Source organism: Streptomyces sp. HUAS MG91, assembly GCF_040529335.1.
Taxonomy (GTDB): Bacteria; Actinomycetota; Actinomycetes; order Streptomycetales; family Streptomycetaceae; genus Streptomyces; species Streptomyces tabacisoli.
In genome coordinates, this window is sequence record NZ_CP159534.1 from 717,013 (window position 1) to 740,792 (window position 23,780).

21 protein-coding genes are annotated in these 23,780 nt (G+C 72.4%); 6 read left to right on the plus strand and 15 right to left on the minus strand.

All coding sequences use genetic code 11. The features are described from left to right. Positions 1–99 precede the first annotated feature (99 nt). The 10 genes from ABII15_RS03380 to ABII15_RS03425 form a co-directional block, all read right to left on the minus strand. Entirely contained in the window at positions 100–1,206 is a 1,107-nt protein-coding gene (locus ABII15_RS03380; protein WP_353940747.1) for a hypothetical protein, read from the minus strand. A 60-nt stretch (positions 1,207–1,266) separates the two neighbouring features. Continuing rightward, on the minus strand, positions 1,267–1,944 hold the full coding sequence (locus ABII15_RS03385) for an RES family NAD+ phosphorylase (protein WP_353940748.1): 678 nt from the start codon (positions 1,942–1,944) through the stop codon (positions 1,267–1,269). Next, positions 1,944–2,630: a hypothetical protein gene (locus tag ABII15_RS03390; RefSeq protein WP_353940749.1), complete on the minus strand. Its 687-nt coding sequence runs from the start codon at positions 2,628–2,630 to the stop codon at positions 1,944–1,946. The genes ABII15_RS03385 and ABII15_RS03390 overlap by 1 nt, the downstream gene beginning before the upstream one ends. Then, positions 2,627–5,926: a CHAT domain-containing protein gene (locus ABII15_RS03395; RefSeq protein ID WP_353940750.1), complete on the minus strand. Its 3,300-nt coding sequence runs from the start codon at positions 5,924–5,926 to the stop codon at positions 2,627–2,629. The genes ABII15_RS03390 and ABII15_RS03395 overlap by 4 nt, the downstream gene beginning before the upstream one ends. 109 nt (positions 5,927–6,035) lie before the next feature. Next, entirely contained in the window at positions 6,036–6,626 is a 591-nt protein-coding gene (locus tag ABII15_RS03400) for a hypothetical protein (protein WP_353940751.1), read from the minus strand. Positions 6,627–6,730: 104 nt separating this feature from the next. Further along, the gene (locus tag ABII15_RS03405; RefSeq protein ID WP_353946950.1) at positions 6,731–7,780 is read right to left on the minus strand and encodes a LacI family DNA-binding transcriptional regulator; all 1,050 of its coding nucleotides are present in this window, start codon (positions 7,778–7,780) and stop codon (positions 6,731–6,733) included. A gap of 8 nt (positions 7,781–7,788) precedes the next feature. After that, positions 7,789–9,459, minus strand: coding sequence for a glycoside hydrolase family 13 protein (locus ABII15_RS03410; protein ID WP_353940752.1), 1,671 nt, complete (start codon positions 9,457–9,459; stop codon positions 7,789–7,791). 52 nt (positions 9,460–9,511) lie between these two features. Further along, positions 9,512–10,417 (minus strand): sugar ABC transporter permease, encoded by a 906-nt coding sequence (locus tag ABII15_RS03415; protein ID WP_353940753.1) that lies wholly within the window; start codon positions 10,415–10,417, stop codon positions 9,512–9,514. A gap of 22 nt (positions 10,418–10,439) precedes the next feature. After that, positions 10,440–11,447, minus strand: a complete 1,008-nt coding sequence (locus ABII15_RS03420; RefSeq protein ID WP_353940754.1) for a sugar ABC transporter permease — start codon at positions 11,445–11,447, stop codon at positions 10,440–10,442. A gap of 138 nt (positions 11,448–11,585) precedes the next feature. After that, positions 11,586–12,860 (minus strand): extracellular solute-binding protein, encoded by a 1,275-nt coding sequence (locus ABII15_RS03425; protein ID WP_353940755.1) that lies wholly within the window; start codon positions 12,858–12,860, stop codon positions 11,586–11,588. A 401-nt stretch (positions 12,861–13,261) separates the two neighbouring features. Between ABII15_RS03425 and ABII15_RS03430 the strand changes: the two genes are divergently transcribed. Beyond that, a complete protein-coding gene (locus ABII15_RS03430) occupies positions 13,262–14,287 on the plus strand; it encodes a LacI family DNA-binding transcriptional regulator (RefSeq protein ID WP_353940756.1) in 1,026 nt (341 codons plus the stop codon). A gap of 138 nt (positions 14,288–14,425) precedes the next feature. On the opposite strand, the gene ABII15_RS03435 is transcribed toward ABII15_RS03430, so the two are convergent. Together ABII15_RS03435 and ABII15_RS03440 are read right to left on the minus strand one after the other, a co-directional pair. Then, complete coding sequence (locus tag ABII15_RS03435) at positions 14,426–15,286, minus strand: class II fructose-bisphosphate aldolase (protein ID WP_353940757.1); 861 nt, start codon at positions 15,284–15,286, stop codon at positions 14,426–14,428. Between the two features lie 34 nt (positions 15,287–15,320). Further along, a complete protein-coding gene (locus ABII15_RS03440) occupies positions 15,321–16,205 on the minus strand; it encodes a sugar isomerase (RefSeq protein WP_353940758.1) in 885 nt (294 codons plus the stop codon). Between the two features lie 151 nt (positions 16,206–16,356). On the opposite strand from ABII15_RS03440, the gene ABII15_RS03445 reads away from it, so the two are divergent. From ABII15_RS03445 to ABII15_RS03455, 3 genes are all read left to right on the plus strand, one after another. Continuing rightward, positions 16,357–17,136, plus strand: a complete 780-nt coding sequence (locus tag ABII15_RS03445; protein WP_353940759.1) for a DeoR/GlpR family DNA-binding transcription regulator — start codon at positions 16,357–16,359, stop codon at positions 17,134–17,136. Between the two features lie 198 nt (positions 17,137–17,334). Then, entirely contained in the window at positions 17,335–18,486 is a 1,152-nt protein-coding gene (locus tag ABII15_RS03450) for an MFS transporter (RefSeq protein WP_353946951.1), read from the plus strand. Positions 18,487–18,537: 51 nt separating this feature from the next. Continuing rightward, a complete protein-coding gene (locus ABII15_RS03455; RefSeq protein ID WP_353940760.1) occupies positions 18,538–19,281 on the plus strand; it encodes a maleylpyruvate isomerase family mycothiol-dependent enzyme in 744 nt (247 codons plus the stop codon). Positions 19,282–19,300: 19 nt separating this feature from the next. Here the strand turns inward: ABII15_RS03455 and ABII15_RS03460 are convergent, their stop codons facing one another. Continuing rightward, positions 19,301–19,717: a MarR family transcriptional regulator gene (locus ABII15_RS03460; RefSeq protein ID WP_353940761.1), complete on the minus strand. Its 417-nt coding sequence runs from the start codon at positions 19,715–19,717 to the stop codon at positions 19,301–19,303. A gap of 87 nt (positions 19,718–19,804) precedes the next feature. On the opposite strand from ABII15_RS03460, the gene ABII15_RS03465 reads away from it, so the two are divergent. Then, complete coding sequence (locus ABII15_RS03465) at positions 19,805–21,319, plus strand: MFS transporter (RefSeq protein WP_353940762.1); 1,515 nt, start codon at positions 19,805–19,807, stop codon at positions 21,317–21,319. Between the two features lie 73 nt (positions 21,320–21,392). Further along, positions 21,393–21,695, plus strand: a complete 303-nt coding sequence (locus ABII15_RS03470) for a DUF6332 family protein (protein ID WP_353940763.1) — start codon at positions 21,393–21,395, stop codon at positions 21,693–21,695. 60 nt (positions 21,696–21,755) lie between these two features. Here ABII15_RS03470 and ABII15_RS03475 read toward each other — a convergent pair whose 3' ends face one another. Next, positions 21,756–22,421 carry a response regulator transcription factor gene (locus tag ABII15_RS03475; protein WP_353940764.1) on the minus strand — a complete coding sequence of 222 codons (666 nt, stop codon included), beginning with the start codon at positions 22,419–22,421 and terminating at the stop codon, positions 21,756–21,758. After that, positions 22,418–23,512: a sensor histidine kinase gene (locus ABII15_RS03480; protein WP_353946952.1), complete on the minus strand. Its 1,095-nt coding sequence runs from the start codon at positions 23,510–23,512 to the stop codon at positions 22,418–22,420. The genes ABII15_RS03475 and ABII15_RS03480 overlap by 4 nt, the downstream gene beginning before the upstream one ends. Positions 23,513–23,780 lie beyond the last annotated feature (268 nt).

The window sequence follows — 23,780 nt, forward strand, 5'->3', positions numbered from 1 at the left end:
ACGAAATTGACGCCCCGTCGGATGTTCGGCGTCGAGGCGCGGGCCGCCCGGGGCGAAGGCTCCCCCGAGGCATCCCACCCGGGCGACCCGCACCTCCAGTCAAGCGGACCGGCCGGGCGCGGATCGGTCGCGAACCGGTCGGGTCCCGGCAGTGGTCCGCTCCACGACGCGGGCCGCCTCCGGGGTGCGGACCACGAAGTGCACGTCCCAGGCCGCGCCGCGTGCCAGCTCCGCCTCGACGGCGCTCCACACGGCGGCCGCGCTCACCCGGTACGGGAGCCCGCCCCGCCCGGCGCCGAGCAGCGGGAAGCACACCGAGCGCAGTGGCGGGGTGTGCCGGTCGTGCTCGTCGGCGAGGAGCGCGAGGGCGCGCGAGGTGGCGCGCGTGATGTCGGCGGGGAGTACGTCGTAGTCGTTGGTGCCGGCCCGGGGGACGGTCACCGCCGCGTGGTAGATCCGCCGGACGCCGGCCCCGGTCATCGCTCCCGCGCCGGTGGCCGCGACCGTGCCGGGCAGGACCGGGCGGCCCGACGTGCCGTTCCTGGCGGCCCACTTGCGCAGTTCGTCGTGGAGCGGGTCGTCGATCAGGTCTCCGGTCACCCCGCGCACGGCGGCGGCCCTGCGCAGTGAGGCGGACACCGAGGACTTGTAGGGCTCGGGCAGCGCGAAGTAGGTGTTGGCCGGGCAGACCACCACGTCCACGTCGCGGAGCAGGTCGACGGGGTGGACGTGGAGGGTCAGGCGTACGGGACGGTCGCCCGCGAGGACGTCCACGACGCGGTGGGTGACCCCCTCCCACTCGTCCGCGTCCGGTTCGCCGCCGCTCCCGTCGACGGTCAACCGCACTATGTGTTCCGCCACTTGGCCGAGCACCATCACCTCGTGGTGCTTGCGGAAGCGCTCCTCGCTGACCCGGTACAGCTCGGCGGCCCGCGCCCGGCGGGAGGACGCCGGCCAGTCCCGGGTGCCCTGGGCGAGGCCGAGCGTGTAGGCGGCGGCGGTGCGCAGGGTGCCCGCGTCGAGTCGGTCCACGGCTCGCCGCAGCAGCGCCTCGACCGCGGCCTCGCGGGTACGCCCGGTGACCGAGGCGGCCGCGGCCGCTTCCAGGGCGGGCAGCTCACGGTCGCGCAGCCGGAGCAGCCCGGCGCGCCGGACCGTCTGCAACTCGGCCAGAAGTGACGTGTGGTCGACGGACGCTCGTGCCATGCGCCCCACGATGGCACCACGTGCAACGGCCGAACAAGCCGATTGCGCGGGGCTTCCGGATCAGCGGTGCAGCGGCTCCTTGATCGCCGATCGCAGGGGTTCGAGCAACTGGTTGGCCTCCTTGATGCCGTCCGGGGAACCGAGGTCGGCGATGCTGCGGTACGGCAGGGGCGCGAGCGGACCGTCCACGGGGCCGGCGAGACGATCGCCGAAGAGCACCAGGGCCCGCCGTGCCGGGTTGCGTTTCGAGCCCCAGATCATGCCCATGGCCTCGGGCACCTGCGCCCGGACCTCTCGCGCCCACTGCCGGGTGGTCGCGTAGTGCTCGCGGCCCTCGTTCTCCAGCAGGGTGTTGTCCTGGAGGACGGCGGCGAGGGCGGGTCCCGAGCACAGCGAGACCAGGCGCAGCTCGCACCGGGTGCGCACCGCGTGCAGCGATTTTCCGCGCACGGCCGACCAGGGGACCAGTCGCATCCCGGTCTCGCGGTCGAAGGGCACGGAGCGCAGCAGCGTCTCCGCGAGTGCGGTCTCCGCGTCCACGGCCGCGTAGAGGCAGGGGTAGGGGTCCTCCGGTGTGCCGTGGAAACGGCCGGGCGCGCGGTCGTCCGGCTGGAACGGTTTGAACTCGTCGGCGGCGAACCGCGACGAGTGCATCCGCCACAACTGGGTGCCGACGGGCAGTACTTCCCAGTGCGGCTGGAAGCGGTAGGCGGAGGGTGACACGGTCTGCTCGTGCATCAGTCCCCCTCCACCAGTACCTGCGCGGCGTCCAGGAGTTCGTCGTCGCCCCGGCCGCCGAGGAGGGCGGCGGGCGGCTTGCCGCCCAGCCAGGCGTTGGCGCTCAGCCACCAGTCGGCGGCGCCCCAGGGGTCCGCGTCCGCGCACAGCAGCCCGTTGATCTCCAGGACGATCTGGTACGGGGTCCCGTCCTCGGCGGTGAACTGGAACTCGGGGTAGCGGTCGCCGCGTTCGGGATCGGCGAGCCGGATGAGGTGGGGCGGTGGTTCCGTTCCGCCGTACCGGCCGCGGACCTCGGTCGCCGTCAGGGCGGGCGCGCGCAGCAGTCGCTGCTCGACGCCGGCGATGATGGCCGGGGTGCCGGGGGCCGGCGGCGTCATGGTGATCCGGGCCAGCAGATCCACCGTCCGCAGCACGACCGGCCGCGGAGCCGTGGGGGCGGCGACGAGCCGTTCGGAGTCCAGCGCCTCGCGGACCGGGTGGCCGTACGGCAGCGGCACCAGGCTCAGGCGGACCCGCTGGAGGGCGCGGCGTACGGCTCTGGCGTCGTCCGGCGCGCTGTCGGCGAGCGCCCGCAGATGCGTGAGCAGAGTCCCGTACTGCTCGTCGGTCAGGTGCTCGCGGATGCTGTCGTAGTGGTCGGCGATGAGGTCGAGCACCTCGGTGCCGTCGTCCCCGGGATTCATACGGCCTCCGTCTTTCCCTTGCCGGGGTGTCCTTGATGGATGAACGCGGCCCAGAGCGCGGGCCGTGGCAGGTCGGGCCGGCCGGCGTCCGCCCGCAGGGCGTGGCCGAGGCAGCCCGGGTCCCGCCGGTCGGGGTCGAGCATCCACAGCTGGGCGGCGCGCAGGGCGTCGACCGGGCTGAGTCCGGCCCGCAGGTGGTGGTGGAACACCGTCATCATGAGGCTCGACGCGCCGTCCGCCGCGGCCCATCGCGACCCCACGACGTCCCGCGCGCCACCGGACACGAACGCCGTGGTGAGCGTGAGGGCCTCGTCGTGGTCACGGTTGCTCAGGTCGGTCTCGCAGGCACTGAGGACGATCAACGGGCCGTCCTCCGCGTCCTGTTCGGGAGGCTGCGGCCGGTCGAGGAGGCGGGTCACGGTGAGCCGGCCGCTCGCGTCGTCGGCGTCGGAGGGCGCGAGGCGCAGCGCCGACTCGGTGGGACGCGGCCCCGCCATGGCGTGGGTCGCCAGATGCACCATCGAGTGGTCCTGGGCGAGCAGGGAGAGGAGCTGTTCGGGGGTGCCCGCCGGCACCGAATCGAGCGGGAACGTGCCGAAGTCCCCGTACAGGCGGGCGCCGGGGTAGAAGGCCTCGCGCAGCGCGAGGACCTCCAACTCGGCGTACGGGAGGCTCGCGTTCGGGTCGACGACCATGGCGGGGGCCGAGACCGGATCGCGGGGAGCCCGGCGCACCGTCCGCAGGAACTGGCTGCCGGAGGCGGCGTAGCTGATCACCAGGGCCCGGCACAGGTAGTCGTACGGGGAGCCCTCCGGGAAGCGGGCCGCATGCCAGGGCACGATGCCGAGGCGGCCGCACGGGACGAGGACGACGCGGGGCGCCCGGCGTTCCATGGTGCCGTCCGGGAGGTGGTCCTTCAGCCCGCCGAGCACGTCCTCGAACACCTCGTACGCCCAGTCGCACAGCTCGGACAGGGCCGTCTCCCAGGCCTGCCTCCCGCCGGGCCGGTTCTCGGGGAGGGCGGCGGCCGCGTCCAGGTACCGCTCCAGGGGGCCGCTCCCGGTCTCGGAGAGCAGGGGGAGCGCGCCGACGCCGATGCCGATCTCCGGGCCGACGGCGAGGACCATGCCGGGCGCCTCGCCTCCGGTGCCGGGGACCAGATAGATCAGCGCGTCCGCTCCCGCCTCGCCCACGCCGTCCGCGAGTTCGCGCAGGGTGGGGGTGGCGAGCAGGCCGCCGGGTTCCCGGTAGCCGAGCGCTTCGAGGGCCTGTCTGCGCAGGGTGCTGGGGAGTTCGGCGGGCAGCTCGGTACCGTCGGCGGCGCCCGACGCGCGCCAGGCGTCGGCGAGGCCGGGGTGGCCGCGCTCCTCCAGGAGATCAGGCACGGTGCGGGACGTGGCCGCCGCCTGCAGCACCAGGGCGCGGCCCAGTTCCAGGGCGGCGACCGCGTCGTCCACCCGCTGATGGACGGCGGCCCACAAGGCTGCCCGCACGGCGAGGGAGGCTCCGGTGCGCGCGGTCGTGAGGCGGTGCTCGGTGCCGTTCTGGAGGAGGACGTCGGCGGCGAGCGTGGTGAGCGCCTCGTTCGCCGTGTCGATGGCCGATGCGGCGTCGGTCTCCTGCCGGGTCCGGTGCCAGCGTGCGCGGTAGCCGTCGGCGAGGTTCCACAGGGACTCGGCGGCGACGCGCGGGGCCCGGCCTTCGCGGATCTGCTCGCGGAGCCGTTCCAGGGTGGCGATGACGGCGTCGAGGTCTTCCGGGTCGTCGGTGGCGGAGAAGCGCAGGGCGAGCCGGTTCGCAGCGGAGTGCAGCTGGTCGGCCGGGGCGTCCGCCGGCGGCACGTCCCGGTCCGGGACGGCCGAGGTGTCTCCGGCGAGCCAGGCCCGGACGGCGGCGAGGTCGGGCTCGGGGAACACGTTCAGGAACTCCTCGCGCCCGAAGGGGAGGTTGCTCGCGGCGCCCGCCGCCTTGCCCTCCTCCAGGTCCGCGAGTCCGCCGGCGAGCATCTCCTTGTCCAGGGTGTGACGGCCGAGCGTCAGCCGGACCATGCCACGGGCCAGGAGCGCCGCGAAGCGGAAGTCGCCGTCCTCGGGGACGGCGTCGACCAGCCGCTCGGCGTCGGGCAGAAGTCCGCGCAGCTCCCGGACGTCCTCGGTCTGCCCGGCGAGCCGTACCTTCGTCATGAGGTCCAGCACGTCCGCCATCACCCCGAAGCCTTCGGCCATGGGGATCGAGGACCGCGACTGATGCCGCAGGTAGTCGGTGGCCTTCTGGTTGTTGGCGAACCCGACCGCCTGGTCCTGGAGGGTGCCGCCCGCGCCCTCGCTCACGTTGAGCAGGAGGGCCATCATGCCTTCGAGGGCGTCCTTCTTGATCCCCAGACCCTCCGGCATCCCGTCGAACGCCTCGCGCAGGTGCTTGAGCTGCTGGTTGAGGACCGCGGGGTCGCCCCCACCGGCGTGGTCGACGAAATCGACCGACGTGGTGTTGACGGCCTGCCAGGCGGCGATGATCCGGCGGAACTCATCAGGGGTCCAGGGCGGTGCGGATCTGTCGGACGCGGCACTGTCCGCGGGTGGCGTGGCGGTCGCGCCGGGCGTGCCGCCGCCTCCGGTCATCCGCCCCATCATGTCCGTCACCATCTGCCGCATCTGAGCGGTGAACGGCGAACCGTCGTCGGGCACCATGCCGGTGAACAGATCGGCGAGCCCGTCCATCGAGGGACTGTCCCCGAACTCGTGCATCTGCCGCATCTGTTCCAACTGCTCCGCCGGCAGCGGCAGTTCCATCGCGTCCGCCATCAGTTCTCGCGCCTCGTCGGCGCGGCGGGTCATGCCGTCGACGCCGTCCCGCATCATCAGGTCGAAGAACGCGGTCGCGTCCGGCTCCGGCGCGAGTCCGCCTCCCATGTCCTGCAAGGGCAGCACATGGGTCAGCAGGAACAGCGCGGCCCATCTGCGGTCCTCGGTCGAGGCCGCCGCACCGGTGCGCGTCGCCGGATCCCGTACGTCACGCAGCAGGCCGTGGGCGCGCTCCCTGTCCTCCGGGGTACCGCCGCCCGCGGCGTGGCGGAGGGTGAGGACGCCGCCCAGCCATGCCGTCACCGTGCTGCGCAGCGCCGGTTCGTGGTCCAACAGGCCGGAGAGGGCGTCGAGTTCGGCGATCGAGTCGTCGTGGGCGCGCGAGGGCCTGGCCGCGGTGCCGGATGCCGGCATCAGCGCCCTGGCCCGGCCGACGGCCTCGCCCGCCCAGGCCCGCAGCGCCTGGACGCCGCCGGTCTCTTCCGCTTCGCTCACCGGCTCTCCTCCCGTCCCGAGAACCCCAGCCGTGCGCCTCCGCCTCCATGATGACGAGGCGCACGGCGCCGCGGTTGCCGATCACCGAGGTTTTCCGGGTGCCGTCTGTTCATCGTCCTGAACTCGCCCTTGTAGCAGCCGGATCGAGGAGCTGTCCGGTGTCCGGTGCGGGCTGGTCCGCGACGCCCAGGTCGCTCCGCATGCCGCGTCGCAGGACGCGCATCCGTTCCCACAGGGCGTCGATCTCCGCCCGGGCGGCGTCGAGCGAGTCGCCGGGGCGGGGGTCTCCGTCGTCGAGGCGCCGGAGCCTGCCGTAGACGGTGCCGAGCGCGTGGGTGATCTCGCCGGCCAGGTCGAGGACCGTGTCGGGCAGCCGCATCTGGGCCTCCGCGTACACGTCCCGGTGCACGTCACGGGCTTCGGTGAGGCGCTGGCGGACCGCGGGCGCGTCCTCCGCGCGGAGCAGGGTGTGCACCAGGTCGGTGAGCGCGGCGAGGTACTGCCGGGAGGCGGTGTTGAGGGCGACGTAACCGGCGCGCCGCTCCTCGGCCTCCCGTGCCAGGGCCCTGGCCCGCTCGGCCCGTTCCTGCTCGCGTCGCCTGCTGCGGTCGGCGGCGCGCTGGGTGAGCAGGGCGGACAGCAGGGTTCCGAGCACCCCGACGACCGCCACGAACAGCGCGCCCGCGCCCTCCATGTCCATCGCCCCCCCCGTCGCCGTGTGGGACCAGCGAACCGTGCCGACGCGGCGGCCGGGAACCCCGTGACCGGAGAGCGCCCGGCCTTCGCCCGGGGCGCGGCCGGTTCTCAGGTGGTGCGGCGCGCCCGCTGCGCGGTCGAACCCCGTACCACCAGTTCGGGCTGGAACACGAACTCCGTGCGCTGGACGGGCGTTCCGCCGATCTCTTCCAGGAGGGCGCCGACGGCCGCCGTCGCCATGGCCTGGACGGGCTGGCGCACGGTGGTCAGCGGCGGGTCGGTGAACGGGATCAGCGGCGAGTCGTCGAAGCCGGTCACGGAGATGTCGCGCGGCACGTCGAGCCCGCGTTCGCGCACCGCCCTGATGACGCCGAGCGCCATGGGGTCGCTGCCGCAGACGATGCCGGTGCAGCCGAGGTCGAGGAGGGCGCCGCCCGCCGCGTGGCCGCCCTCGACGGTGAACAGGGTGCGCTGGATCAGTTTCTCCGCCTCGTCGCGCGGCAGGCCGAGCATGCCGTGCAGGGCGGCGACGAATCCCTCGGCCTTGCGCCGTGAGGGCACGAACCGGGTCGGGCCGATGGCCAGGCCGATGCGTTCGTGCCCGAGGTCGACGAGGTGGCGCACGGCCATCCGGGCCGCCGAGCGGTCGTCGGGCGACACGAACGGCGCGTTGATGTGCTCGTTGAAGCCGTTGATGAGGACGTACGGCACCTTGCGCTCGGTCAGCCGGACGTAGCGCGCGGCGTCGGCCGTGGTGTCGGCGTGCAGCCCGGACAGGAACACGATGCCGTTGACGCCGCGTTCCTCCAGTTGCTCCACGAGTTCGTCCTCGGTGGCGCCGCCCGGCATCTGGGTGCAGAGCACGGGCGTGTATCCGTAACCGGCCAGTACTTGTTCGATGACCTGCGCGAACGCCGGGAAGATCGGGTTGGTCAGCTCGGGGATGACGAGGCCGATGAGTCCGGCGCTGCGCCGGCGCAGGCGCACCGGCCGCTCGTAGCCGAGGACGTCGAGGGCGGCGAGCACCTTCTGCCGGGTGGCCGCCGCGACGCCGGGCTTGCCGTTGAGGACCCGGCTGACGGTGGCCTCGCTGACCTGCGCCTGGCCCGCGATGTCGTGGAGCCGCGGGGCGCCGGCGTTGTCGGCGCCCCGCGGCATCGGGATCGTCACGCGGCCCACCAGATCGTGCAGTCGGCGGGCAGTTCGATCTGGCCGTCCTCGACGGTGACCGGGCCGGAGGCGAGCAGTACGGTGCCGGGCGCGGGGACGCGGACCGCGGTGCCGGTGGTGTTGACGGTGCAGGCGAACCCGGGCCGCTCGAAGTGCAGCACTCCGGCGGGCGCATCCTCCCGCCAGGTCACCTCGGTGCCCGCGCCGAGCCCGGCCTGCGCCCGGCGCAGAGCCAGGGCCGTCCGGTACAGCTCCAGCGTTGACCCCTCCTGCCCGGTCTGCGCCTCGACGCTCAACTCGCCCCAGCTGTCGGGCTGGGGCAGCCAGCTGCCGCCCTCCCCGAAGCCGTACGAGGTACCGGTCCGCGTCCACGGGATCGGCACCCGGCAGCCGTCGCGGAACCCGTCCTGGCCCTGGGCGCGGAAGAAGGAGGGGTCCTGACGGACCTCGTCGGGCAGGTCGGTCACGTCGGGCAGGCCCAGTTCCTCACCCTGGTAGATGTACGCGGATCCGGGCAGCGCCAGCATCAGCAGCGTGGCCGCCCGCGCCCGCCGCAGGCCGAGTTCACGGTCTCCGGCCGTCCTGATCTGCGTACCCAGACCCGGCGGGTTGGCGTACCGCGTCGCGTGCCGGGTCACGTCGTGGTTGGACAGCACCCAGGTCGCCGGGGCACCCACCGGGCGCATCGCGTCGAGCGACGTGTCGATGATCTTCCGCAGCTCGTCGGCCTCCCACGGGGCGCCCAGGTACTGGAAGTTGAAGGCCTGATGGAGTTCGTCGGGCCGGACGTAGTTGGCCGTGCGCTCCACGGTCGGGGTCCACGCCTCGGCGACGAAGATCCGCTCGCCGTCGTACTCGTCGAGGATCGTGCGCCACGAACGGTAGATCGCGTGCACTCCGTCCTGGTCGAAGAACGGCATGACATCGTTGCCCAGCAGCTTCAACTGATCGCCGCCGCCGAGATCGGGCAGCCCGTCGGCCTTGACCAGGCCGTGCGCCACGTCGATCCGGAATCCGTCGACCCCCATGTCGAGCCAGAATCTGAGGATCGACCGGAACTCGTCCGCGACCGCGGGGTGTTCCCAGTTCAGATCCGGCTGCTCCGGCGCGAACAGATGCAGATACCACTCCCCGTCGGGCAGGCGGGTCCAGGCCGGGCCGCCGAAGATGGACTCCCAGTCGTTGGGCGGCAGTTCACCGTTCTCGCCCTTGCCCGGACGGAAGTGGTAGCGGTCCCGCAGCGGCGATCCGGGGCCCTCCGCGACGGCCCGCTTGAACCACTCGTGCTGGTCCGAGGAGTGGTTCGGCACCAGGTCCACGATGATCCGCAGCCCGAGCGCGTGCGCGTCCCGGATCACCGCATCGGCGTCGAGGAGCGTGCCGTACATGGGATCGACGGCCCGGTAGTCCGCGACGTCGTAGCCGCCGTCCGCCTGCGGCGAGGCGTAGAACGGGGACAGCCAGACGGCGTCCGCCCCCAGCTCCTTCAGGTACGGCAGGCGGCGCCGGATGCCCTCCAGATCGCCCGTGCCGTCACCGTCGCTGTCGGCGAAGCTGCGCGGGTACACCTGGTAGATCACCGCGTCCCGCCACCAGTCGGCGGCCTCGCGGGTCGAGATGGCGGACGGCAGAGGCACGGACGAGGGGTCCGTGGAGTGCTGGCTCATGGTGTCCTTGAGACGTGAGGGGCTGGACAACTGGTCGGTGGTGCGGGCCGTTTCAGCCCTTGGTGCCGCCGGCCGTCAGACCGGTGACCAGGTTCTTCTGGACGAGGTAGAAGACGGCGGAGATCGGCACGGCGATCAGCACGGCCGTCGCGGCCATGTACTGGCGCTGCGCGTCATGCTCGCTGATGAAGCTCTGCAGTCCCACCGCGAGGGTGTACTTCTGGTCGTCGAGCATGAAGGTGGTCGCGAAGGCGACCTCGCTCCATGCCGTGATCATCGTGTAGAACGCGGCGACGGCGAGACCCGGCCGGGCCAGCGGCAGGATGAGGCGGAAGAACGTACCGAACGGGGAGAGCCCGTCGACCCGGCCCGCCTCGTCGATCTCCAGGGGGATCGTGTCGAAGTAGCCCTTCATCAGCCAGGCGCAGTACGGCACGGCGGTCGTCAGGTAGACGACGATGAGGCCGGCGTAGGTGTCGATGAGGCCCAGGTCCGAGAGGATCACGTACATCGGGACCATGAGGACCGCGACCGGGAACATCTGCGTGACCAGCAGGACCCACATGAACTTCTTGTAGCCGGGGAAGCGCATCCGCGACACCGCGTAGCCGCTGGTGGCGGCGACGAGCACGCCGATCACGGTGGTGCCGAGCGACACGATGAGGGTGTTTCCGAGCCACTTCAGGAAGTTGGTCTGGCCCAGTACGAACGTGTAGTTGCTCAAGGTTGCGGTGTCGAGGATCCGCGACGGGTGGAGGTAGTCGTCCTTGTCCGGGCCGAGGGAGAGGAAGACCAGCCAGGCGATCGGGAACAGCGCGACGAGGCTCGCCACGATGAGGACGGCATGGCTGGCCAGCGACGCCTTGCGGCTGCGGCGTCCGCGCCGGGGCGCGTTGACGCGCGGCGGGGCCGCTGCCGGTTCGGGGACGGGGGTCTTCGTCAGGGTCTCGGTGCTCATGGCGGTGGCTGCTCCTGCGGCGTCAGATGGCGGCTGATACGTCATTGCGGTTCAGCCAGCGGCGGTAGACGGAGGTGAAGACGATAAGAAGGGACAGGAGCAGCACGCCGTAGGTGGCGGACTGGGCGTAGTCGCGCGGCGTCTGGCCGAAGCCGAGGTAGAAGGCCCAGGTGACGAGGATCTGCGCGTCCGGCGCGGTGTTGCCGAAGAGCAGGAAGATGATGGCGAACTGGTTGAACGTCCAGATGATGCCGAGCAGGACCACCGTGGAGCTGACCGAGCGCAGTCCGGGCAGGGTGACGTTGCGGAACTGCTGCCAGGCGCTCGCGCCGTCCATCTCGGCGGCCTCGTAGAGCGTCGAGTCGATGGACTGCAGGCCGCCGAGCAGCGAGACCATCATGAACGGCACGCCGCACCAGGTGTTGACGAGGATCGCGGCGATCTGCTGGAAGAGCGGGTCCTCGAGCCAGGACGGCGAGGGCAGGCTCATCGCGTCGAGCGTGGTGTTGATGACGCCGGAGTCGGCGAGCATGAACCGCCAGGCGAAGACGGTGACGAAGGTCGGCACCGCCCACGGCAGGATCAGCATCAGCCGGTAGGCGGTACGGCCACGCAGGTCCTTCTGGTTGAGCAGCAGCGCGAGACCGAGGCCGATCACGTAGTGCAGGGTGACACAGGACGCCGTCCAGACGATCGTCCAGATGAAGTGCGACCAGAAACGGTCGTAGGAGGTGGGCCCCCACAGGATGTCGGCGTAGTTGTCGAGGCCGATGAACTTGTAGGTGGCGTCGATGTGGTTGACGCCGATGGTGCGCGCCGAGTTGAGGCTGTCGGCGTCGGTGAGCGTCAGGTAGAAGCCGCGGACCAGGGGATAGAGCACGATCAGCGCGAGCACGATCACCACCGGGGCGATCATGGCGTACGCGTACCAGTGCTTCTGGTAACCGTTCTTGAGCCGGGCTGTGAGGCCCGGACGCCGGCCGCGGTCACCTCCGCTGGGGGCGGCCGGGCGCTCGACGGCGACAGTCATGGGGAACACCTTCTGGTCTGCGGCTGGTACACGGCTTCGGGGTGGTACGGACTGCGGGTGCCGCGGTCCCACGCGCGGGGCGGGCAGATGGGTGGGACCGCGGCACCTGTTCGGGGCGGCTCGCTTGCGCGGGCTCCGCTACTTGGTGAAGCCGTCGGGCAGGAGCTTGCCGTACTGGGTGGTGACGGAGGAGAACATCTTGTCCAGGCTCTCCTTGCCGCTCGCGACCTTCGGCAGCTCGGTGTCGAGCGGGCCCCACAGCGAGCTGTACTCGGGCAGCTCGGGGCGCGGCGACGCGGCGGCCAGCACCTTCTGGTAGCCGGCCAGTCCCGGGTCCGCGGTGACCTCGGCGGTGTAGGCGTCGTCACGCGTGGGCAGCGTCGCGTTCTTCAGCGCGATCTGCGTCTGCGTCTTCGCCGACGTCATCCACTTGACGAACGTGAGGGACGCGGCCTGGTGGGCCTTGTCCGAGCCGGCGTACACCGACAGGTTGTGACCGCCGGTCGGGGCGCCCGCCTTGCCGGACGAGCCGGCCGGGACGGTGGCGACGCCGAGGTTCGCCTTGTCCTTGAACGCCGAGCCCTTGTAGAAGTTGGTGACCTCCCACGGGCCCTCGATCGTCATGGCGGCCTTGCCGTTGACGAAGGCGTCCTGGCGGTGCGCGTACGAGTCGGCGGTGACGTCGGCCTTGTGCAGGCCCTTGCCGTTGAACGTGCTCAGCCAGGTCTTGCCGGCCTTCCGGCCCTCGGCCGAGTCCAGGGTGATCTTCTTGGCGGAGGCGTCGACGGTGTCGGTGCCCTCACCCAGCAGGAAGGACTGGAAGTAGTAGCCCTTCTCGGAGCCGAAGTAGCCGTCGACGCCGGTCTTCGCCTTGATGGTGGCGGCGTCCTTCTTCAGCTCGTCCCAGGTGGTCGGCGCCGCGGTGATGCCGGCCTTCTTGAACAGGGCCTTGTTGTAGACGAGGCCGAGGGTGTCGGTGACCAGCGGAACGCCGTAGGTCTTGCCCTCGTACTGGGCCTGCTTGATCAGGTTCGGCTTGAACTTGTCCTTGTCGGCGAGGGCCTCGGTGCCGTCCAGCGGCAGCAGGTAGCTCTTCTTCGCGAAGGCGGGCGTCCAGCCGACCTCGGCGCGCAGCACGTCCGGGGCGCCGCTGGCACCGGCCGCGGTGTCGAACTTGTTCTGCGCCTGGTCGAACGGGACGTTGACGTACTTGACCTTGATGTCGGCGTTGGCCTTCTCGAAGTCCTTGATCAGCGCCTTGTACGTGGGCGACTCGTTCGTGGCGTTCGACGTGTCCCACCACGTGATGGTGACCGGCCCCGAGGACTTGCCGCCGTCGTCGCTACCGCCGCAGGCCGTCGCCGCGAGTGCGAGGGACGCCACCACCGCGGTGGCCGCTATGCCACGCCGCATGAGATCTCCTAGAGAGTGAAAGCCCGTGAGTGGGTGGGGGGCACGGTCCCGACCGCTCCCCTGACCGACCTGCCGGACGCTCCGCTGCGGCCGCCGGGCGACGTGAACGTAACAGCGCCGAAAGCCCGGCGAAAGACCTTGCGCGAAATTTCTGCAAGACGCGATCATCGTTACATCGCCGTGTCCTGAAGGTTGCCGGAGAATCGCTTGACGCCCGCACCCAGACACGGACATAAGCCCGCCAAAGGTCTGCAAATGTGTGCGCAAGACGCTGAGTTGACCGGGCGCCGCGGCCGGTTCGCGACCCCGCGGGGCCTTGCAACGTCTTCCAAAGAAGTTGCGGGCAGCGGTTTCTCCCTGTCGGTGGGCATTCCCGCAGGCAACCGGTACAGTCCAATGCCATGACCGCGCGGCTCTCCGACATTGCAGCCCAGGCGGGGGTCAGCGAAGCCACAGTCAGCCGCGTTCTCAACGGCAAGCCCGGTGTGGCCTCCGGCACCCGCGAATCCGTCATGGCCGCACTCGACGTGCTCGGTTACGAGCGGCCGCCGCGGCTCCGCACCCGCAGCGCCGGCCTGGTCGGCCTGATCACCCCGGAGCTGGACAACCCCATCTTCCCGGCGCTCGCCCAGGTCATCGGCCAGGCGCTGACCCGCCAGGGCTACACCCCGGTCCTCGCCACCCAGACCCCGGGCGGGTCCACGGAGGACGAGCTGACCGAGATGCTCGTGGAGCGCAGCGTCTCCGGGATCATCTACGTGTCCGGACTGCACGCCGACACCACGGCCGACACCCAGCGCTACGACCAACTGCGCGGCCAGGGCATTCCGTTCGTGCTCGTCAACGGCTTCTCGGCGCACATCAAGGCGCCGTTCGTGTCCACCGACGACCGGGCCGCGACCCGGCTGTCCGTGCAGCATCTCGCCTCGCTCGGCCACACCCGGATCGGGCTGGCCGTCGGCCCGCGCCGGTTCGTGCCCGTGCAGCGCAAGATCGAGGGCTTCCAGTCGGGCATGGCCGAGCAGTTGGGCCTCACGGCAGAGCAGAGCGAGGAGCTGGTCCAGCACTCCCTCTACACGATGGAGGGCGGGCAGGCCGCCGCCGCGGCACTTCTTGCGCAAGGTTGCACGGCGATCGTGTGCGCCAGCGACATGATGGCGCTGGGCGCGATCCGCGCCGCCCGTCAGGCCGGGCACCGGGTCCCCGAGGACGTGTCGGTGGTGGGCTTCGACGACTCCCCGCTGATCGCGTTCACCGACCCGCCGCTGACGACGATCCGTCAGCCGGTGCAGTCCATGGGGCAGGCGGCGGTGCGCGCGGTCCTGGAGGAGATCGGCGGGACGCCCGCGCCGCACACGGAGTTCGTGTTCATGCCGGAGCTGGTCGTCCGCGGTTCGACGGCGGCGGCGCCGGACCGGCGCGACTGAGCGGGCCCCGGCCCCGGTGACCGCGGTCGGCGGATGAGCGTCCCGCCGGGCACGAGCAGCCGCTCGATCTCCTCAGCCCTGTTCACGATGTCGGCGCGCCGGCACCCGTCCGAGCCCTGGGTGAGGCGCGCCCGCTCCTCAGCCCCGCAGCACCGCGATGAACGCGCCGACCGTGCGCGCCATCGCCTCCCGGCCCACGGTCAGGTACTTGCGGGAGTCCACGGCGTCGGGGTGGGCCCCGAGGAACTCTCTGATGGCGCCGGTCATCGCGATGTTCAGGGCGGTGCCCACGTTGACCTTGGCGATGCCGCCGCGCACGGCCGCCGCCAGTTCGGCGTCGGGCACGCCCGAGGAGCCGTGCAGCACGAGCGGCACGCCGAGTTCACCGAGGCCCTCGGCGAGCCGCTTGAGGAGGTCGTGGTCGAGGGCCGCCGTGCGGGTCGTCATCGCGTGCGAGGAGCCGATCGCGACGGCCAGGGCGTCGACGCCGGAGTCGGAGACATAGGCGCGGGCCTCCCTCGGGTCGGTGCGGGCACCCGGCGCGTGCGCGTCCAGCGGCGCGGCCCCGTCCTTGCCGCCGACCTCCCCCAACTCGGCCTCCACCCACAGCCCGTGGGCGTGCCCCCAGTCGGCGGCGGCCCGGGTCGCGGCGAGGTTCTCGTCGTAGGGCAGATGGGCGGCGTCGTACATCACCGAGCTGAATCCGGCGTCGGCGGCCTGCCGCAGCAGGTCGTCGCTCTGTACGTGGTCCAGGTGGAGGGCGACGTCGACACCGGCCTTCTCGGCGACGGCGACCGCCGCGCGGGCCAGCGGCAGGAGGCGGCCGTAGCGGTAGCGGACGGCGTTCTCGCTGATCTGCAGGATGACCGGGGCGTCGGCCGTCTCGGCTCCGGCGACGACGGCCTCGATGTGTTCGAGGGTGATGACGTTGAACGCGGCGACGGCCCCCTGCCGGGCCGCCGCCGCACCGACGAGGGTGCCGGTGGCTGCGAGAGGCACTGCCTCTCCCTTCTCATGTCCGTGGTGACGAGGGTCAGTTGGCGTCGAGGATCACGGAGCGGGTGAGGTGGCGCGGCTGGTCGGGGTCCAGGTCGCGGCGGGCGGCGACGGCCACGGCGAGGCGCTGGGCGCGGACGAGCTCGGCCAGCGGGTCGAGGCGGCCCTCGACCCAGAGCGCGCCGGTCCCGGCGACCTGCTCGGCCAGGCCCTCGGGCGCCTCGCCGAGCATCCAGGTGGCGGTGCCGGAGGTGGTGACGGAGATCGGGCCGTGCCGGTACTCCATCGCCGGGTACGCCTCCGTCCAGGACAGGGACGCCTCGCGCATCTTCAGCGCGGCCTCGTTGGCGAGGCCCACCGTCCAGCCGCGGCCCAGGAACGTGAACTGCCCGCATTCCACGAGCCCTTCGGGCAGCGGTCCGGCCAGCGCGGTGCGCGCGTCGGCGACGGCCTGCTCGGTGTGCAGGCCGAGGTGGGCGCGGAGCAGGGTCAGGGCGGTGGTGGCGAAGCGGGTCTGCACCACGGACTTCTCGTCGGCGAAGTCGAGCACCACGAGGTCGTCGGCGGCCGTCCGGATCGGGGTGTCGGGGTCGCCGGTGATCGCCGTGGTGCGGGCGGTCCCCCGGACGGCGGCGAGCAGGTCGAGGACCTCGGTGGTGGTGCCGGAACGGGTCAGGGCGATCACCCGGTCGTAGCGGCGGCCCGCCGGGAACTCGGACGCGGCGAACGCGTCGGTCTCCCCCTGCCCGGACTCCTCGCGCAGCTCCGCCGCCGCCTGCGCCATGAACCAGGAGGTGCCGCAGCCGACGATCGCGACCCGCTCCCCGGCGGCCGGCAGCGCCTCCTTGTGTCCCGCGGCCAGCCCCGCGGCGCGCGTCCAGCACTCCGGCTGGCTGTTCAACTCGTTCTCGACATGGCTCATGCCGCGCCCCACTCCCCTGTACGCAGTTTCGGCTACCGAAACGATTGCTTGTTCCTGCAAGATATAGCGCGCTTTCAATCACAATCAAGCATCAGTGGGTACAGCAGCTAGGGTTTGCGCGACCGAGCCGATCGTCGATTGGAGGCCGCGGATGTCCCGCGACGCCCGCTGGAAGTCCCTCCTGGAACTGCTCGTCGAGCGCGGCCGCCTCGACGTGGAGGACGCGGCCGGCGAACTGGGGGTGTCCGCCGCGACGATCCGCCGCGACTTCGACCAGCTCGCCGAGCAGCAGATGCTGGTGCGCACCCGGGGCGGCGCCGTCGTGCACGGCGTCAGCTACGAACTCCCGCTGCGCTACAAGACCGCCCGCAACGCCTCGGAGAAGCAGCGGATCGCCACGGCGGTCGCCGAACTCCTCACCCCCGGCGAGGCGGTGGGCCTGACGGGCGGCACGACGACGACCGAGGTGGCGCGGGCGCTCGCGGTCCGCCCGGAGCTCGCCTCCGGCACCCCCGCCCTGACGATCGTCACGAACGCCCTGAACATCGCCAACGAACTGGCGGTGCGCCCCCAGTTCAAGATCGTGCTGACGGGCGGGGTCGCGCGCCCGCAGTCGTACGAGTTGATCGGGCCGCTCGCCGACGGGGTCCTCGGCCAGATCACCCTGGACACCGCCGTCCTCGGGGTCGTCGGTCTCGACGTCACCCACGGCGCCTCCGCGCACGACGAGGCGGAGGCGGCGATCAACCGGCTGCTGTGCGAGCGGGCCGAGCGCGTCGTGGTCACGGCGGACGCCAGCAAGCTGGGCCACCGCGCCTTCGCCCGGATCTGCGACGTGGCGCAGGTCGACATCCTCGTGACGGACGAGTCGGCCGACAAGGCGACGCTGGAACGCTTCGAGGAGGCGGGCGTGCGGGTCCTCGCCGTCTGACACTCCCCCCCCTCCCACGGCGACCACTCCGGGCGCGCGGTGCACCGTCGCACCGCGCGCCCTTCGCACGCCCGGGACCAGCGCACATCCCCTTCCCGACCCCTCTTGTCGCGGGGGCGGATCCACCTCTAATCTGACTTTGTGCCGCTACTAAACAAACTGGGGACGGTCAGCGCCGACAGCCCCCGCCTCCCCTCCCTGCCCCGTCTGCGCATCGCCCTCACGGTCTTCTTCGCCCTCGACGGCTTCGTCTTCGCGGGCTGGGTGGTCCGCATCCCCGCCATCAAGGAGCAGACCGGGGCGTCGGCGAGCGCGCTCGGACTCGCGCTGCTCGGGGTGTCCGCCGGCGCCGTGATCACGATGATGCTGATCGGACGGCTGTGCCGCCGCTTCGGCAGCCATGAGGTGACGGTCGCCTGCGCGGTGCTGCTGCCGCTGACCATCGTGCTGCCGCCGCTGACCCACTCGCCGCTCGCGCTCGGCCTGGTGCTGCTGGTGTTCGGAGCGGCGTACGGCGGCATCAACGTGGCGATGAACAGCGCGGCGGTCGATCTGGTCGCCGCGCTCGGCAGGCCGGTGATGCCCAGCTTCCACGCCGCGTTCAGCCTGGGCGGCATGGTCGGTTCGGGCCTCGGCGGGCTGGTCGCGGCGCATCTGTCGCCGACCCGGCACCTGATGGCGATCATGGTCATCGGCCTGGCGGTCACGGCCGCTGCCGGGCCGACGCTGCTCCGCCACCGCTCCCCCGGCACCCGGGAACGCATCCGGTCCGAGGAACCCGCACCGTCGCACCGGCTGGACCGCGGCACCCGGCTGCTCGTCCTCGTGTTCGGCCTGATCGCCCTGTGCACGGCGTACGGGGAAGGGGCCCTGGCCGACTGGAGCGCGCTGCACATGGAGGAGGACCTGCACGCGCATCCGGGCGTGGCGGCGGCCAGTTACTCGTGCTTCGCGTTCGCCATGACGATCGGCCGGATCTCCGGCACCACCCTGCTGGAACGGCTCGGCCGGACCCGGACGCTGGTCCTCGGCGGCGCGACGGGCGCCGTCGGCATGCTGCTCGGCGCGCTGGCGCCCTCGGTGTGGCTCGCCCTCGCCGGCTTCGCGATCACCGGCCTGGGGCTGGCGAACATCTTCCCCGTCGCGATCGAGCGGGCCGGGGTCCTGGCCGGTCCGACGGGCGTCGCCGCCGCGTCCACGCTCGGCTACGGCGGCATGCTGCTCGGGCCGCCCGCGATCGGGTTCATGGCGGACTGGTTCTCGCTGCCCCTCGCGCTGACGAGCGTGGCGCTGCTCGCGGCGGTGGCGGCGACGATCGGGTTCGCGACGCGCCGCGCGGCCGCCGGCTGAGTCCCGGAAAACCCCGCGCCACGGCACGCCCCACCGGGCACACTCACCCCCATGGAGATCGCCGAGCACATTCGCATCGTGGACACGGAAGGCCGGGCGCTCGCGACCGCGGCGGAGAAGGCGGGGGTGGACGCCGAGGTCGCCACCTGCCCCGGCTGGCGGATCCGCGACCTGGTGCGCCATCAGGGAGCCGTGCACCGCTGGGCCACCGGGTTCCTGACCGACGCGGTCACGGCGCGCCGCCCGATGCCGGACGTCCCGCCCGGCCTCGACGGCGACGGGCTGCTCGCCTGGTACCGGGAGGGGCACCGCCGCCTTGTCGACACCCTGACAGCGGCCCCGCTCGACCTGGAGTGCTTCGCGTTCCTTCCGGCACCGTCGCCGCTGGCGTTCTGGGCGCGGCGGCAGGCGCACGAGACGACGGTGCACCGCGTGGACGCCGAGTCGGCACTGGAGCGGCCGGACCAGGACGCGTACGGTCCCGTCACCGAGGAGTTCGCGGTCGACGGCATCGACGAGCTGCTGTCGGGGTTCCACGCGCGCAGCCGCAGCCGGGTGCGCTCGGACACGCCCCGCCTGCTGCGGGTGCGGGCCACGGACGCCGACGCCGTCTGGACGGTGCGGATCACCCAGGACCCGCCCACCGCGGAGCGGGGCGCCGTCGGGGACGCCGAGTGCGAGGTGTCCGGCCCTGCGGCACGGCTCTATCTGGCGCTGTGGAACCGGCTGCCGTTCCCCGACGTCACCGGGGACGCCGCCCTCGCCGCGCTGTGGCGCGAGCGCTCGGGCATCTGACCCGCCCCGCGGCGGGCCGTCACTCCGGCGAGTCGGACTCCAGCATCCGGCTCAGGACGGCCCGCTGAAGGGGCCGCACCTCGGCGTGCAGGGCACGCCCCTTGGGTGTGAGGCAGACCCGGACCCCGCGCCGGTCCTCGCTGCACATGCCGCGCTCCACGAGACCGTCCTTCTCCAGACGGCCGATGAGCCGGGACAGGGCGCTCTGGCTCAAGTGCACCTGCCCGGCGATCTCCTGGACGCGATAACCGGACGCGCTGTCCTCCGGCGTGCCCTCGGCGAGCACGTCGAGCACCTCGAAGTCGCTCGCGCCGAGGCCGTGCCGGTGCAGCTCACGATCGAGCTCGCACATCGTGCGCGCGTGCAGCGAGAGGATGTCCCGCCACTGTTCCACCAGGCCGACCGGCGTCCCGGCCTCCGCTTCTCCTGCCGCCATGACCGCACCGTAGCAGAAAAAGCTCCCTTTGTTGCATCGTCATTAAATGCACGTGCAGTCAATGCATGTGCATGTACTGTGCTCCGCATGACTTCTCCGCTCACCGCTGCTCCCTCGTCCCCCGAGGCCTCGTCGGAGCGCTGGTCCCCGCGCCTGTGGGGCACGCTGCTCGTGCTCTGCGCCGCGATGTTCCTGGACGCGCTCGACGTCTCGATGGTCGGTGTCGCCCTGCCGTCCATCGGCTCGGAGCTGGACCTGTCGACGGCGACCCTGCAATGGGTCGTCAGCGGCTACATCCTCGGCTACGGCGGCCTGTTGCTCCTCGGCGGCCGCGCGGCCGACCTGCTCGGGCGGCGCCGCGTCTTCCTGATCGCCCTCGGCGTCTTCGCGCTCGCCTCGCTGCTCGGCGGGCTGGTCGACTCCGGGCCGCTGCTCATCGCGAGCCGCTTCATCAAGGGGCTCAGCGCCGCGTTCACCGCGCCCGCCGGCCTGTCCATCATCACGACGACGTTCGCCGAGGGCCCCGTACGCAACCGGGCCCTGTCCATCTACACCACCTGCGCCGCCACCGGCTTCTCCATGGGCCTCGTCCTCTCCGGCCTGCTGACGGAGGCCAGCTGGCGGCTGACGATGCTGCTGCCCGCGCCGATCGCGGTCGTCGCCCTGCTCCTCGGCCTGAAGCTGATCCCGCACAGCGCCAAGGAGGAGCACCACCGCGGCTACGACATCCCCGGCGCCGCGCTGGGCACCCTGTCGATGCTGCTCCTGGTGTTCACGGTGGTGCAGGCGCCGGAGGCCGGCTGGGGTTCGGCGCGCACCCTGCTCTCGTTCCTGGCGGTCGTCGTCCTCCTGGCCGTCTTCGTCCGTGTCGAACGGCGCTCGCCGTCGCCGCTGATCCGGCTCGGCGTGCTGCGCTCCGGGTCGCAGATCCGCGCGCAGCTCGGCGCGATGACCTTCTTCGGCTCGTACGTCAGCTTCCAGTTCCTCGCGACGCTGTACCTGCAGTCGCTGCTGGGCTGGTCGGCGCTGAGCATGGCGCTGGCGTTCCTGCCCGCGGGCGCGCTCGTCGCGCTGTCGTCGACGAAGGTCGGCTCGATCGTGGACCGCTTCGGCACGCCCCGGGTCATCGCCGTCGGTTTCGCCTTCATGGTCGTCGGCTACGCGCTCTTCCTGCGCATCAGCCTCGATCCGGTCTACGCGGCCGTCATCCTGCCCACCATGCTGCTGATCGGCGCGGCGTGCGCCCTGGTCTTCCCGTCCCTCAACATCCAGGCCACGAACGGCGTGCACGACGACGAGCAGGGCATGGTCTCCGGGCTGCTCAACACGTCCGTACAGGTGGGCGGCGCGATCTTCCTCGCGGTGGTCACGGCGGTCATCACGGCGAACGCTCCCGAGGGCGCCTCGCCGCAGGCCGTCCTGGACAGCTTCCGCCCCGGGCTCGTGGTGATCACGGCGATCGCCGTCGCGGGGCTGCTGGTCACGCTGACCGGCCTGCGTTCGCGCCGGCCCCAGGAGACCGTGGTGATCGCCGGCTCGGCGCCGGCCGACGGGGCGCGGGACGCCGAGGCGGGCGAGCAGCGCCTCGCCCTGCGCGACTGAGACGGGGGGCGGGCCGATGGGCGACGGGCAAGACGCTGTCGCCCATCGGCCCGTGTGTGCCACCCTCGACGACATGACACACACGGGGGCCACCACCATGGCGACAGCACGGACACGCAGGACGCAGGCCCAACGGGACGCGATGACCGTCGAGATCGGTTTCGCGCTGTTCACCGGCGCCCTGCTGGCCGCCGCGGTGTTCGCGCTCCTGGCCCTTCCGGCGTTCCTGGGCCTCGTGTCGGGCGGCGCCCGCGGCGGGCTCTACTCGGCCGCGGGGACCGTGGCGGCCGTGGCCTTCCTCGCCCGGGTGGTCCGGGTGCTCTCGCGCTTCGACCGGCACCGGTCCGCCGAGGACGAACCCGGCCCCCACGCGTGACCGCCCTACGGTCGCGCCCGGCCCGGCGCACCGGGCGGTCCCGCACGACACCCTCGCCGATCAGCCGAGCCATCCCGGTCTGACCAGGCCCGACTCGTAGGCGAGGACGACGAGTTGGGCCCGGTCGCGGGCGCCCAACTTGACCATGGCGCGGCTCACGTGTGTCTTCGCCGTGAGCGGGCTGACGACGAGGCGCCGGGCGATCTCCTCGTTCGACAGGCCGATCCCGACCAGCGCCATCACCTCCCGCTCCCGCTCGGTCAGCCCGGCCAGCGACACCGCTCCGGCGGGCTCCTTGGAGCGTGCCGCGAACTCGGCGATGAGCCGCCGGGTCACGCCCGGCGACAGCAGCGCGTCGCCGTGCACCACGGCCCGTACGGCGCGCAGCAGTTCGTCCGGTTCGGTGTCCTTGACGAGGAAGCCGGAGGCACCGGAGCGGATCGCCTCGAAGACGTACTCGTCGAGCTCGAAGGTGGTGAGCATGACCACCTTCACCGCCGCGAGGTCCGGGTCGGCGCCGATCCGGCGGGTCGCCGCGAGCCCGTCGAGCAGCGGCATCCGGATGTCCATCAGGACGACGTCGGGGCGCAGTTCGCGTACGAGCCGGACGGCCTGCTCACCGTCGGCGGCCTCGGCGGCGACCTCGATGTCGTCCTGCGCGTCGAGCAGCGCCCGGAAACCGGCGCGGACCAGCGACTGGTCGTCGGCGAGAAGTACGCGGATCACCGTGAGTCCTTCGAAGGCGGGGCGGGCGGGGCGAGCGGCAGTTCGGCGACGACCCGGAAGCCGCCGTCCGGACGCGGCCCCGCCTCGATGGTGCCACCCAGGGCTGCGGCGCGCTCACGCATCCCGGCCAGCCCGTTGCCGCTGCCGCCCGCCTCGGCGTGGCTCGCGGGCCCGTCGTCGTCGACGGTCACCGTCAGCACGCCCAGCCGGTGATCGAGTCGTACTCGCGCCCGCCGGGACTCCGAGTGCCGGACGACGTTCGTCAGGGCCTCCTGCACGATCCGGAACGCGGCGAGGTCCGCGCCCGGCGACGGCGTCACCCGCTCCCCGCCGGTGGCGACGTCGACGACGAGTCCGGCACCGGCCGCCTGCTCCACGAGCTCGGGCAGCCGGTCGAGTCCGGGGGCGGGGGCGCGCGGAGCGTCGCCGGGCGCCCGCAGCGTGTCGAGGACCTGCCGCACCTCCCCCAGCGCCTCCTTGCTCGCGCCCTTGATCGTCGCCAGTGCCGTCCGCGCCTGTTCCGGATCGGCGTCGAGCAGGGCGAGCCCCACGCCCGCCTGGACGTTGATGACGGAGAGGGAGTGGGCCAGCACGTCGTGCAGTTCGCGGGCGATGCGCAGCCGCTCCTCGTCGGCCCGCCGGCGTGCGGCCCGCTCCCGCTCGGCGCGCGCCTGCGCCCACTGCTCGCGCCGGATCCGGGTCAGTTCGGCGACGGCGACGACGGCGAGCACCCACGCCGCGATGATCCCCTCCTGTCCCCAGGGCGCGGGACCGTCCCCGGCCGGCGGCAGATAGCGGTACAGCCAGTGGCCCACCACGGCGTGCCCGGCCCAGAACAGGGCGACGGCTCCCCAGGCCGCGTACCGGCGTCCGGCGACGAGCGCGGCGAAGCAGCCCAGGGCGACGGGGAGGAAGACGGGCCCGTACGGGTATCCGGCCGCCAGGTACACCGTCGCGCAGAGCGCCGTGCCGTAGGCGACCGCCACCGGGTGCCGCTGCCGCCACAGGAGTTGGACCGAGGCGAGGACGAGGAGCAGGTACGCGAACGCGTCGAGGCCGGCCCGGTCGCCCGCCCGGCCGTGCGCGGCCATGGTCGAGCCGACGAGGACGATCAGGGTGACCAGCGCCGTCGACCGCCACGGCAGGCGGCCGCCGTCGGCCCGGTTCCACCAGGAGGGTCCCGGCGCCCACGGCGGCGGGCCGCCGTGCCGCCACGGTGGTCCGCCGTGGTCCCCGGGCGGGTCACCGGCCCGCTCGCGCTGCTCGTCCATGCGGCCACGCTAAGGGCCGCGGGCCGTCGCGGGCGTCAGCCGGGCGTGGTCATCACCCGTACTCCCCGCGGAGTACCCGACGGCCCCC